This is a genomic window from Kineosporia corallincola, from assembly GCF_018499875.1.
Lineage (GTDB): Bacteria > Actinomycetota > Actinomycetes > Actinomycetales > Kineosporiaceae > Kineosporia > Kineosporia corallincola.
In genome coordinates this window covers 1-11776 of sequence record NZ_JAHBAY010000004.1, presented here as the reverse complement: position 1 = coordinate 11776, position 11776 = coordinate 1, and the positions used below count along the sequence as shown (strand labels likewise).

Genomic DNA, 11776 nt, shown 5'->3' with positions numbered 1-11776 from the left:
TCTGGCTCCCAGGCACGACGATCCGGCCCCCGTCCGCTTCCTACCTTCCCGGCCTGCCCCGCTGCCGGACCGTCCGGCGGCGGAGGGTCTGGGGGATCGGTGATCGGGCGTGTACTTGCTGTTCTTGCCGGTGTGCTGGTGGTTTTCGGCGTCGGCGGCTGGGGCTCGACGGTGGACGACGAAAGCCCCGGGCACCCCGCGGCCGAGGCCGCGGTACGTGCCCTGGTGAACGGTGGCGAGGTGGTACTGCCCAGCGGGTTCGAGACGGTCCGCAGCTACCGGCCGGAGGTGGTGCGGCTGCCGTCCGGCGACCTGCGGGCGGTGGCCCCGCACGGCGGTTGCACCTCGCCGATCGGTGGCTCGCCGTACGGGTTCTCGGACGCCTGCCGGGAGCACGACCTGGGCTACGACCTGCTGCGGTTCGCCCAGACGCAGGGTCAGCCGCTGGGGCCGTGGGCGCGCCGGGCGATCGACGCGGAGTTCGCCCGGCAGATGCGGGCGGGCTGCGACGGGCCGGGCTGCCGGGCGACGGCCGGGCTCTACTCCGGCGCGGTGCGTCTCAACTCCTGGCGGCAGGGCCAGGGCGTGCCTGCCCCGGAGAGCCCTGTGGCGCTGGCCGGCCCGGTGCTCGCCGGGGTGCTGGTGGGTGCCGGTCTACTGCTCGCCCAGGGGCGGCATTCCGGGTCACACTGGAAGTTCGCCCGAACACGCTGGAAGTTCGCCCGATCTCGTGACCCACGACGGAGGCCGGTGAACCCACTCACGCACTGGCCCACGGTGTCCGCGACCGGTCTGCTGGCCCTGGTTCTGCCACCGCGCATGCTGCCCCACCCACTGCCGGTCGACATCGCCGTGGGGGCACTCACCCTGCTGCTCGGCCACGGCGCGGCGGTTGCGGCCGGGCGCCTGCTGAGCCGGGTACGGCCGGCGCCACCGCGGCCCGCCCGGGCGCCGATCGCCCGGGCCCCGATCGCCCTGGCACCGGCGGTTCTCGCCCTGACCGTGCTGCGCACCCAGCACCGCGGCACCCTGCTCACCGGCCGGCTCGGCGAGCCCGCTCCCCCGGCCTGGCAGGCCTTCGCCGCGGTCGGCGGCGCGGTGTTGCTGGCCACCTCGATCGCGCTGCTGGCCGTCGGTCTGCACCGGATGTCGCGCCGGATCCCGCGGCGCAGGCTGATTCTCACGGCCTCACTGCCGGTGCTGGTGTGGGCCCTGGCCTCGGCCCGCCCGGTTCCGGCCGGTGCCGGGGCCCTGGCGACCAAGCGGGCCGAGTTCCTCGCCGGGGCGCGGTCCGCAGCGCAGATCGGCGCGGTCACCGGCCGGCCCGCCGTGGCCCCGCACCGCGTCTACGTGACCCGCGACGAGGCCCGAAACGCCTCCGCCCGGGCCGATCTCGCGGTGGCCGAGACCGAGCGGGCCGGTGGCCTGGGGTCGGCGGCCGTGCTGATCGTGGTGCCGACCGGGTCGGGATGGGTGAACGGCCGGGTGGTCGGCACCCTGGAGCAGCTCTACGACGGCGACCTGACCACCGTGGCCGTGCAGTACTCGGCCACCCCCAGCTGGCTGGCCTACCTGCGGGGCGGTGACGGGGTGCGCGAGAGCGCCGCGGCCCTGATCCACGCCGCGCGGGAGCGGATCGACCGGCTGCCCCCGCAGCACCGGCCCGACCTGCTGGTCTACGGCGAGAGCCTGGGCGCCTGGGGCGCCCTGCCCAGCCTGACCGGCCCGGCCGGCCCGGCCACCGACGACGTCGACGCAGCCCTGCTCACCGGTGTGCCCCGGGGACTCTCGGTCACCGGACCGGGCCGGGCCACGTTCAACCACCCCGACGACCCGGTGCCGGACTGGACCCTCAGGCCCTCACCGGTGGCGTTCCTGCGGATCACGGCGGACGTGATCGCGGCCGAGAACGCCCCGGCCGGACACGGCCACCGCTACGGCCGGGAGACCGCCACCGCCTGGTGCGAACTGCTCCGGCTGCACTCGTGCTCCCCCTCGTGACCGTGCGCGAATCATCCCCTGTCCGAAGGATTCTCGCGCACGACCACGGAGAGGCGGCTCAGCGCAGGAAGGCCGGCAGCTCGGCCGCCAGCAGCCGGAACGCCTGGCCACGGTGACTGATCGCGTTCTTCTCCTGCGCACTCAGCTCGGCGGCGGACCGGGTTACGCCGTCCGGCAGCAGGATCGGGTCGTAGCCGAAACCGTTGCCGCCGCGCGGTTCCCGCAGCAGGGTGCCGGGCATCCGGCCGTGCCAGACCTTCTCCGTGCCGTCCGGCAGCGCCAGGGCGGCGGCACAGGCGAAGTGCGCCTGACGGTGCCCGTCCGGCACGTCGCCGAGCTGGGCGAGCAGCAGGTTCAGGTTGGCCAGGTCGTCACCGTGCCGGCCGGACCAGCGGGCGCTGAACACGCCGGGCGAGCCGCCGAGCACGTCCACGGCCAGGCCGGAGTCGTCGGCGATCGCCGGCAGCCCGGTGGCCCGGGCCACCGCGTGCGCCTTCAGCAGGGCGTTCTCGGCGAACGTCACGCCGGTCTCGACCACGTCGGCCACGTCGGGGAAGGAGTCCATGCCGAGCAGCTCGGCCTCGACCCCCGCCTCGCCCAGGATCTGCCGCAGCTCGACGACCTTGCCCGCGTTGTGGGTGGCCAGAACCAGCTGGGTCACGCCAGGGCCGCCTGCTGGAGCAGCGTCAGCTCGGCGCACCCGGCCGCGCCCAGGTCGAGCAGGGAGTTCAGCTCGTCCCGGTCGAACGGCGTGCCCTCGGCGGTGCCCTGCACCTCGACGAAGCGGCCGTCGCCGGTGCAGACGATGTTCATGTCGGTGCCGGCGGTGACGTCCTCCTCGTAGCAGAGATCCAGTACCGGGCGGCCGCCGACGATGCCGACGCTGACCGCGGCCACCGAGTCCCGCAGCGGCTTGGCGTTGCCGGAGCGCAGCAGCCGCTTGCCGCGGGCGAACTCGACGGCGTCGGCCAGGGCCACGTAGGCGCCGGTGATCGCGGCGGTGCGGGTGCCGCCGTCGGCCTGGAGCACGTCGCAGTCCAGCACGATGGTGTTCTCGCCGAGCTCCCGGGTGTCGATCACCGCGCGCAGGCTGCGCCCGATCAGCCGGGAGATCTCGTGGGTGCGGCCGCCGATCTTGCCCTTGACCGATTCCCGGTCACCGCGGGTGTTCGTGGCTCGCGGCAGCATGGCGTACTCGGCGGTGACCCAGCCCTGCCCGCTGCCCTTGCGCCAGCGCGGCACCCCCTCGGTGAACGAGGCGGCGCACAGCACCCGGGTCTTGCCGAATTCCACCAGGACACTGCCCTCGGCGTGGTCGAGCCAGTTCCGGGTGATCTTGATGTCGCGCAGCTGGTTGTCCGCGCGGCCGTCGACGCGGACGCCGGTGGTGGTCGTTGACATGACGACGAGCCTACGGGCTCGTCGTCGTCCTCAATTGGACCCCTGACCCGCGTGGGCCTTCTCCAGCAGGTACGACGCGCCCACCTTCGCCGCCTCGACCGGACCCAGGTACGAGCGCCGGGCCTCGGCCACCACGGTGTCGGGGTCGGTCCAGACCGGGACGTGGGTGAGCACGAGACGGCGGGCGTCGGCCTCGGTGGCGGCCTCCCCGGCGCGACGGCCGGTGAGGTGCACCCCGCGGGCGTCGTCGCGGCCCTCGACGAACGAGGCCTCGGAGAGGAACAGGTCTGCCCCCCGGGCCAGTTCGACCAGGTTCGCGCAGGAGTCGGTGTCGCCGGAGTAGGCGATGGCCACGCCGTCGTGCTCGACCCGCACACCGAACGCCGGCACCGGGTGGTTGACCGAGCGGCTGGTGACGGTGAACGGGCCGATCCGGAACACACCGCCGTCGGTGAACGGCCGCACGTCGAACACCGACGGCAGGTCACCGACGGCGTCGGGGCCGTAGGCGGCGAGCACCCGCTCGGCCGTGCCGGCCGGACCGTAGACCGGCAGCGGCGTCGAGGCGGCACCGGCCGGGTCGTAGTGCCGGGCCACGTAGAGCCCGCACAGGTCCATGAAGTGGTCGGGATGCAGGTGCGAGATCAGCACCGCGTCGAGCGTGCCCAGGTCGGCGAAACGTTGCAGGGAGCCGAGGGCACCGCTGCCGAGATCGACGACGATGCGCCAGGTGCGCCCGTCCTGCTCCGTCTCGAGCAGATAGCTGGAGGCGGGCGAGTGCGGCCCGGGGAACGAGCCCGAACACCCGATGATCGTGAGCCTCATCGCGGCCCTCCCGTCATTCTCAGCGCGCCGTCGACACCGGTCATGAACATCGAGCCTACGGTGGACCTGCGGGGTTTCCCATCGCAACGGCGCGTGACGCCCGCCTCTTCGGGCGCGCCCGGCGATGGTCAGTAGACTTGCCCGGTGTCGATCGCCCCCGTGGAACTCGAGCAGCCGGACACGGTCGAGAGTCCGTCCGCCGACGTCCCGTGGATCACGCTCGTCTGGAACGACCCCGTGAACACCATGTCTTACGTGACATACGTCTTCCAGTCCTACTTCGGCTACTCGCACGGCAAGGCCGAGAAGCTGATGCGCGACGTGCACGAGAAGGGGCGCGCGGTGGTGTCGAACGGCAGCCGCGAGGAGATGGAACGCGATACCGAGGCCATGCACGAGTTCGGCCTGTGGGCAACCTTCCGCAAGGACGACTGATGGCTTTCAGCAAGGCTCCCTTCCGCTCCACCCGCGCGGGCGTCCAGGTGAATCTGGACGACCAGGAGCGCGAGATCCTCGTGCACCTGCTCGGCCAGCTCGACGAGCTGCTCGACGACGGCCGCTCACCCGACCAGGTGGATCCGCTGGAGGCGCTGGTCGGCATGCGCGGCACCACCGACGGCGCGCCGCCCGCCCGGCCGGACGACCCGGCACTGGCCCGGCTGCTGCCCGACGGCAACCGCGACGACCCGGAGGCGGCGTCCGAGTACCGCCGGCTGACCGAGTTCGGGCTGCGCGAGCGCAAGCGTGCCGGGGCCCGCACCGCGGCCACGGCGCTGAACCGCCCGGCGCCGGTGGTGCTCGACCAGGCCGAGGCGCTGTCGCTGCTCAAGGCGTTCACCGACGTCCGGCTGGTGCTCGGCGAGCGGCTGGAACTGAAGACCGACGACGACGCCGAGTCACTGCACCAGCGGCTGTGGGCGGGCGACGAGGCGGAGTCCTGGCTGGCCACGGCGTCCATCTACGAGGTGCTCACGGCCTGGCAGGAGCACCTGGTCACGGCGGTCTCGAAGAAGCGCTGAACCGCCGGTGGACGACGCGAGAACCTACTTTCGTCGTCTTGACGATAAGGAGGCGGCAGGCCTAGGGTCCTGTCATTCCAAAGCGTCAGATTGACGAAATGAGCGTCCGATGATCGATCTCAAGCCCAGCATGCTCACCGACCAGTACGAGCTGACCATGGTCGAGGCCGCACTGGCGAGCGGTGCGGCGCAGCGGCGGTGCGTGTTCGAGGTGTTCGCCCGGCGGCTGCCCGACGGCCGCCGCTACGGGGTGCTGGCCGGCACCGGCCGCCTGCTCGAGCAGCTGGCCGGCTTCCGTTTCGGCGACGCGGAACTGGCCGATCTGGAACGTCGTCAGGTGGTCGGCGCGGACACGCTGCGCTGGCTGGCCGACTACCGGTTCAGCGGCGACATCACCGGCTACGGCGAGGGCGAGTGCTATCTGCCGGGCTCGCCGGTGCTGACCGTGGAGGGCAGCTTCGCCGAGGCGGTGCTGCTGGAGACGTTCGTGCTCTCGGTGCTCAACCACGACAGCGCCATCGCCGCCGCCGCCAGCCGGATGACGGCCGCCGCCGACGGCCGGCCCTGCCTGGAGATGGGCGCCCGGCGCACCCACGAGGAGGCGGGCGTGGCCGCGGCCCGGGCCGCCTACATCGCCGGTTTCGCCGGCAGCAGCGTGCTGGCCGCCGGTGCCCGCTACGGCATCCCGACCATCGGCACCGCGGCGCACGCCTTCACCCTGCTGCACGACAGCGAACTGGAGGCCTTCGCCGCGCAGGTGGCCACGCTCGGCTCCGGCACCACGCTGCTGGTGGACACCTACGACGTGACCACCGGCGTGGAGAACGCGATCAAGGCCGGCGGCACGGAACTCGGTGCGGTGCGCCTGGACTCGGGCGACCTGGTGGTGCAGGCGCACGCCGTGCGGGCGCAGCTGGACCGGCTGGGCGCGCGGAACACCCGGATCGTGGTGACCAGCGACCTGGACGAGTTCGCGATCGCCGCGCTGGCCGCGGCCCCGGTCGATTCCTACGGCGTGGGAACACAACTCGTCACCGGATCCGGTGCTCCCACCGCCGGCATGGTGTACAAGCTGGTGGCCCGTGAGGGCCGGGGCGGCCAGATGGTTCCGGTGGCCAAGAAGAGCACCTCGAAAGAGAGTGTCGGGGGCCGCAAGTGGGCCGTGCGCCGGCGCGACGCGCACGGCGTGGCCGATCTGGAGCTGATCGGCACCGGTTCCGCACCCGCCCCCGAGGGTGACGAGTACCGTTCGCTCCAGCGGGTTTTCGTCACCGACGGGGAGATCGTCGAGACCCCGACGGTGGAGGGGGCCCGCGCCCTGCACGAGCTCTCCCGGGCCGAGCTGCCGGTGACCGCCCGGCAGCTGTCCCGCGGCGAGGCCGCCGTCCCGACCCGATTCGCCCAGGAGGACGCCCGATGAGCACGGACGCTCGACGCACCGCCCTGATCGTCGTCGATGTGCAGAACGACTTCTGCGAGGGCGGTTCGCTGGCCGTGGCCGGCGGCACCGCGGTGGCCGAGGGGGTGACGGCGTATCTCCGCTCGGCCGCGGGGCAGAGCTACGCGGCGGTGGCCGGAACCCGCGACTGGCACATCGACCCGGGCACGCACTTCAGCGACACCCCGGACTACGTGGACACCTGGCCCCGGCACTGCGAGGTCGGCACGGCCGGCTCGGCCTCCCACCCGGCGCTGGACGTCTCGCTGGTGCAGACCTGGTTCCACAAGGGCGAACACGCCGCCGCCTACTCGGGTTTCGAGGGGCACGCCGCCGACGGCGACGCCTCGCTGGCCGAGTGGCTGCGCGAGCGCGGGATCACCGCGGTCGACGTGGTCGGCATCGCCACCGACCACTGCGTGCGCGCCACCGCCCTGGACGCTGTGGCGGAGGGCTTCGGCACGCGGGTGCTGCTGCACCTCACCGCCGGGGTGTCGGAGCAGACCACGCGGGCGGCGCTGGAGCAGCTGGACGCGGCCGGGGCGGAGCTCGTCGGGCAGGTGTCGTCCCCTAAGTTGGAGTCATGACTGAAGTCTCCGGCCTCCCCGGCCTGCCGGGCAGCGACCACCCGGGCACCGGCCCGGTGGTCGAGCCCCTGCTCGACGGACTGCTCGCTGACATCGTCACCGGTTCCGCCGAAGAGGCGCTGACCGTGCACCGCGACCACCGCCGCGCCTGGTACGGCGACCTGGTGGGCGCGTTGCGCGTGCCGGTCCCGGCCACCGAGCAGGTCATCTACGCGCTGCACACCTCCGACGCCGGCCTGCCGGTGCTGCTGGTCGCCTCGCCGTCGCCGGACGGCGACGACATGGCGATGCTGGAGAACCTGCGCCGGGCCCGCTTCCAGCTGCTCGACAACCATCGCGTCGAGCTGACCGGGGTGGAGCTGCCGTTCGCCGGGGCCGACGCCGGTCCGGTAGCCGAGCGTGCCCGCATCATGCTGGACTCGCTCGACTTCACCGTTCCGGCCTGGTTCGTGGTGCCGGGTGAACCGGGCTGGGAGCCGGCGTTCGACGTGCTCGCCGCCGACGGCGCGGAGAGCGTCGCGCTGCACCTGACCGGTTCGCCGGAGGTGGGCGCGGGCAGCATGCGCGCGCTGATCGACCGGGATCTGCCCTACGCGGTGACCGCGGGCGTCAGCGGCCTGGTCACCGACGCCGACGGATACGGCCTGCTCAACGTGCTGTGCGCCACCCGGGCCGCGCTGAACGGGGCCGAGGCCCCGGAGATGGCCGCGATCCTGGCCGAGACCGACGTCGAGCCGCTGGCCGCCGCGGTGCGCCGGATGAGCGAGGCCGACGCCGCCACCGCCCGGGCGTTCCTGCCCTCGGTGGTGCCGCCGTCGATCCGCGAGATCGTGACGGCCCTGGAGGCCGAGGGACTGATCGAGCCGGACGCCGCCTGAGCCGGTTCCCGCCGCAGCGCCTCCCGTCCCTCTAGCGTGAGGCCATGAGCAGCCGCGATCTGGTGGTGCGTGACCGGCCCGGCGCCGGTCCGGCCGTTCTGGCCCTGCACGGCATGAGCAGCACCGCCGAGGTCTGGCGCGACCTCGAGTCCCGGCTGGCCGGGCGCCGTTTCGTGGCCCCCGACCTGCCGGGCCGGGGCGGGTCCCGCGACGTGCCGGCCCGCCCGGGCATGCCGGGACTGGCCGACGTCGTCCTCGATCTGGCGGCCCGCTCGGACTGGGGCGACACGGTGGTGGCCGGGCACTCGATGGGCGCTTTCCTGGCCCCTCTGGTGGTGCGGCGCCTGGCCGATACCGGGCACACCGTGCGCGGCGTGCTGCTGCTCGACGGCGGGCCCACCCCGGAGGCGTCGCTCGCCACCCGGCCCCTGGTGGTGCGCACCCTGTTCACCGTGGCCACGCTTCAGGCCCGGGGGCGGTTGTCGTTCCGGGCGCCGCGCGACGCGGTGAACTGCCTGACCCTGCCCACCCGGCTGGGGCTGCTGGCCGGCCTGACGATGCCCGTGCACCTGATCGCCGCCGCGCACGGCACCGGGCCGGACGCCGCGGAGTTCCTCACCGACGCGGCGGTGGAGGCCGGGCGGGCGGTGCTGCCCCGGATGACCTGGGAGCGCCTCGACACGACCCACGAGGGCCTGCTGACGCACCCGGCCGTCGCCGAGGCGGTCCGCCGCCTCTCCTGAGCCGCTGAGGCACGGGCGTGTTTCCACGCCTGAAATCCGGTTGTCACGACAGCGCCACGCAACGATCTGGTCACGCCTCGATGTGACCTACCCCTGAACCTGGCAGGGACCTTGTCAGGGGCCCGAGTTCGCGTGTTAGAACTGGGTGAATGCGCGGCAACGCTGCCGTGTCGCCGCGCCGTCGAGAAAGTGATCGAGCTCATGCCAGAGCCGGAGATCGAGGCCCTTGTGGCCGAGCTGTCCGCCAGGTTCCCACTTTTTGCGCCGGCCACCATCAAGCGATGGGTGCAGCGCGAGAGCGCCCGCTACGCCGATGCCCGGATCACCACCTACGTGCCGATTCTCGTGCGCCGCGGGGTCGAGGCCACGCTGCACGAGCTGGACCGGATCCAGGCACTCGACCTGCGCGACCCGGCCCTGATCCCGGCCCGCTAACTCCCCTCCACGTCCAGATGGGTGCGCTGCCCGTCGTGATCGAGGATGGCCAGTAGCTCGGCGGGCCCGTCGACCGCGCCGAAGGCGTGCGGAACCATGGTCGAGAACGACGCCGCCTGTCCCGACTCCACGATGACGGTCCGCTCCCCCAGCAGCAGCTCGACCGTTCCGGACAGCACCGTGAACCAGTCCCGGCCTGGATGCACCTTCTGCGCGTCGGCGCCGCGCGGCGCCGGGCGGGTCATCCGGATCCGGGCCACCGTCATGCCCTGGGGACCGTCCTGCCGGTTCAGCGTCCAGTACGTCCGCCCGCGGTCCTCGTCGTGGTACGGCCGGATCACCACGTCGTCGTCCCCCGCCGCCTCCACCAGCACGTCCAGGCTCGCCCCGAGGGCCCTGGCGATCGCGGTGAGCTGATCGAGACCGATGCGCCGGTGGCCGGTCTCGATCCGGCTCAGGGTGGACGGACTGAGGTAGCAGCGGCCCGCCAGCTCGTCGAGCGACCAGCCCATCGCCAGCCGCAGCCCCCGGATGCGGGCGCGCACCAGACGGTCGACCTCATCTTCTTGCTTCATACGCAAGATGGTATGCCTGGGCCGCAAGCTCTCGTAGGGTCTTGGTCATGGCAGACCATCAGCACGGCTCCTACTCGACCGAGCTCCTCGACCTGGACGGCGAGGTGCTGGCCGACCACCTGTCCGCCGTCACCGGCTGGATCGCCGGGCACCTCGGCGACCACCCCGTCCACCACATCGTCGACCTCGGGGCCGGAACCGGCACCGGAACCTTCGCCCTGCTGGGACGTTTCGGTGACGCCGAGGTGACGGCCGTGGACGCCTCGGCCGACATGCTGGCGCATCTGACACACCGGGCGAAACACCACGGGGTGGACCATCGGGTCACCACCCGGCAGGCCGACCTGGACACCGGCCACCTGGACACCGAGCCCGCCGACCTCACCTGGGCCTCCGCCTCGATGCACCACATGGCCCACCCCGAGCGGGTTCTCGCCGACATCCGGACCGGCCTGACACCGGGCGGGCTGTTCGCGATGATCGAGTTCGAGACCTTCCCGCGCTTCCTGCCCGACGACTTCGGCCTCGGCACACCGGGTCTGGAGGAACGCTGCAACGCGCTCGCCGACCGGATGCGCGAAAGCCAGCACCCCACGGTCAATTCCGACTGGGGCGCGCGGCTGGCCGAGAGCGGCTTCACGGTGCACGAGGAGCGCACGTTCGGGATCGACGTCCCGGCCCCGCTCTCCGCCGTGGCCACCCGGTATGCCCGGGTCACCCTGAGCCGCCTCCGTCAGGGTCTGGGCGCCCAATTGTCGGACGACGACAGAACGACCCTCGACGCCCTCCTCGCCGAGACCGGCCCCCACCGCCTGGAGAACCGCACCGACCTGGTCGTCCGCAGCAGCCGCCGGGCCTGGATCGCTTCCGGGCAAGTACTTGCCTGAAGAGAAAGTGTGTAGGTACTTTCCTGGCAGGCAAGTAGTTCGCCGTTGACCAGGAGGGGCCGTGACCAACCACCCGACGCCGCAGCAGGCCGTGCGCATGCTGCGGGAGAACGAGGAACGCCAGCGGGCCCTGCAAGGTGCAGCCTACCCGGCCTGGGTCTGGTTCCTGATGTGCGGCCTGATGGTGGTCTGCGGTGTGGTGCAGGATATTTGGGGTGACGACACCTGGGTCAGCTGGATCTTCCTGCTGCCCTGGCTGATCACCCTCGCCGCGCAGAACCGCTGGATCGGGTCGCACCTGGGGTTCCGGGTGGCGCCGGGCAACCAGGGCGGCTGGGGACCGGCGTCACCCCGCAAGAACGCCCTGCGGGTGCTTGGCATCCTGGTCGTGCTGGCCGTGATCGTGGGGGTGCTCGTCGTGCAGAACACGCTCGACGTGGCGGCGAGCGGCACGATCGCCTGGACCGGGGGCGCGGTGGTGATCGGCAGCCTGTGGCCGGCGGTGCGGCGGCTCTTCAACAGCGAGGTCAGCCTTGGCTGATCCCGCGCTTCCCGCAGCGGGTCTCGAGCCGGCGCTGATGGACCCGACCCGCTTCGCCATCGTCTCGTTGCTGGCCGCCACCCGCTGGGCGGAGTTCGCGTTCGTGCGCGACTCCCTGGGCCTCAGCGACTCGGCCCTGTCGAAGCAGGCGTCCCACCTGACGAAGGCCGGCTACGTCGAGGTGCACAAAGGCTACGTCGGCAAGCGCCCGCGCACCTGGCTCCGGCTCGGCCCGGCCGGCCGGGCCGCCCTCACCCAGCACATCGCCTACCTGAACGAGATCGCGCGTTCCGCACAGCAATTCGGCGACACCTACGACCCCGAGGGAACCCCGGACGCCGGCTGACCCGGCTGCCCACCGTCGGACCTCCGCCGTGGGGCGCACCCATGTCAGAGGTGGCATTCCGGAACGCGATTCGGTGGTGTTGACCGGCGGCATCCACTGC

15 protein-coding genes are annotated in these 11776 nt (G+C 72.6%); 11 read left to right on the top strand and 4 right to left on the bottom strand.

Features of this window, described 5'->3' with window-relative positions; all coding sequences use genetic code 11:
• The first annotated feature begins 99 nt into the window (after positions 1-99).
• The gene (locus tag KIH74_RS38485) at positions 100-2001 is read left to right on the top strand and encodes an alpha/beta-hydrolase family protein (RefSeq protein ID WP_214155606.1); all 1902 of its coding nucleotides are present in this window, start codon (positions 100-102) and stop codon (positions 1999-2001) included.
• Between the two features lie 58 nt (positions 2002-2059).
• Here the strand turns inward: KIH74_RS38485 and rdgB are convergent, their stop codons facing one another.
• Genes rdgB through KIH74_RS10220 form a run of 3 tightly spaced genes read right to left on the bottom strand, consistent with a single transcriptional unit; the run spans position 2060 to position 4227 of the window.
• Complete coding sequence (gene rdgB / locus KIH74_RS10230) at positions 2060-2662, bottom strand: RdgB/HAM1 family non-canonical purine NTP pyrophosphatase (protein WP_214155605.1); 603 nt, start codon at positions 2660-2662, stop codon at positions 2060-2062.
• Positions 2659-3402: a ribonuclease PH gene (gene rph, locus KIH74_RS10225; protein WP_214155604.1), complete on the bottom strand. Its 744-nt coding sequence runs from the start codon at positions 3400-3402 to the stop codon at positions 2659-2661. The genes rdgB and rph overlap by 4 nt, the downstream gene beginning before the upstream one ends.
• A gap of 30 nt (positions 3403-3432) precedes the next feature.
• Entirely contained in the window at positions 3433-4227 is a 795-nt protein-coding gene (locus tag KIH74_RS10220) for an MBL fold metallo-hydrolase (RefSeq protein WP_214155603.1), read from the bottom strand.
• A gap of 144 nt (positions 4228-4371) precedes the next feature.
• On the opposite strand from KIH74_RS10220, the gene clpS reads away from it, so the two are divergent.
• From clpS to KIH74_RS10185, 7 genes are all read left to right on the top strand, one after another.
• Entirely contained in the window at positions 4372-4662 is a 291-nt protein-coding gene (gene clpS, locus KIH74_RS36140) for an ATP-dependent Clp protease adapter ClpS (protein WP_214155602.1), read from the top strand.
• Positions 4662-5246: a DUF2017 domain-containing protein gene (locus tag KIH74_RS10210; protein ID WP_214155601.1), complete on the top strand. Its 585-nt coding sequence runs from the start codon at positions 4662-4664 to the stop codon at positions 5244-5246. Before clpS ends, KIH74_RS10210 begins: the two co-directional genes overlap by 1 nt.
• Before the next feature lie 109 nt (positions 5247-5355).
• Positions 5356-6666 (top strand): nicotinate phosphoribosyltransferase, encoded by a 1311-nt coding sequence (locus tag KIH74_RS10205; RefSeq protein WP_214155600.1) that lies wholly within the window; start codon positions 5356-5358, stop codon positions 6664-6666.
• Positions 6663-7271 carry an isochorismatase family protein gene (locus tag KIH74_RS10200; protein WP_214155599.1) on the top strand — a complete coding sequence of 203 codons (609 nt, stop codon included), beginning with the start codon at positions 6663-6665 and terminating at the stop codon, positions 7269-7271. Before KIH74_RS10205 ends, KIH74_RS10200 begins: the two co-directional genes overlap by 4 nt.
• Complete coding sequence (locus KIH74_RS10195; RefSeq protein WP_214155598.1) at positions 7268-8149, top strand: hypothetical protein; 882 nt, start codon at positions 7268-7270, stop codon at positions 8147-8149. Before KIH74_RS10200 ends, KIH74_RS10195 begins: the two co-directional genes overlap by 4 nt.
• A gap of 44 nt (positions 8150-8193) precedes the next feature.
• Positions 8194-8892 carry an alpha/beta fold hydrolase gene (locus KIH74_RS10190; RefSeq protein ID WP_214155597.1) on the top strand — a complete coding sequence of 233 codons (699 nt, stop codon included), beginning with the start codon at positions 8194-8196 and terminating at the stop codon, positions 8890-8892.
• Between the two features lie 201 nt (positions 8893-9093).
• Entirely contained in the window at positions 9094-9327 is a 234-nt protein-coding gene (locus tag KIH74_RS10185) for a three-helix bundle dimerization domain-containing protein (RefSeq protein ID WP_214155596.1), read from the top strand.
• Here the strand turns inward: KIH74_RS10185 and KIH74_RS10180 are convergent.
• A complete protein-coding gene (locus KIH74_RS10180) occupies positions 9324-9902 on the bottom strand; it encodes a helix-turn-helix domain-containing protein (RefSeq protein ID WP_214155595.1) in 579 nt (192 codons plus the stop codon). The genes KIH74_RS10185 and KIH74_RS10180 overlap by 4 nt on opposite strands.
• Before the next feature lie 47 nt (positions 9903-9949).
• Here KIH74_RS10180 and KIH74_RS10175 point away from each other — a divergent pair, with 47 nt between their 5' ends.
• The 3 genes from KIH74_RS10175 (at position 9950) to KIH74_RS10165 (ending at position 11676) form a co-directional block, all read left to right on the top strand.
• Positions 9950-10789 (top strand): class I SAM-dependent methyltransferase, encoded by an 840-nt coding sequence (locus KIH74_RS10175; protein WP_214155594.1) that lies wholly within the window; start codon positions 9950-9952, stop codon positions 10787-10789.
• Between the two features lie 61 nt (positions 10790-10850).
• The gene (locus tag KIH74_RS10170; protein ID WP_214155593.1) at positions 10851-11330 is read left to right on the top strand and encodes a hypothetical protein; all 480 of its coding nucleotides are present in this window, start codon (positions 10851-10853) and stop codon (positions 11328-11330) included.
• A gap of 37 nt (positions 11331-11367) precedes the next feature.
• On the top strand, positions 11368-11676 hold the full coding sequence (locus KIH74_RS10165) for a winged helix-turn-helix domain-containing protein (protein ID WP_214155592.1): 309 nt from the start codon (positions 11368-11370) through the stop codon (positions 11674-11676).
• The last annotated feature ends 100 nt before the right edge of the window (positions 11677-11776 follow it).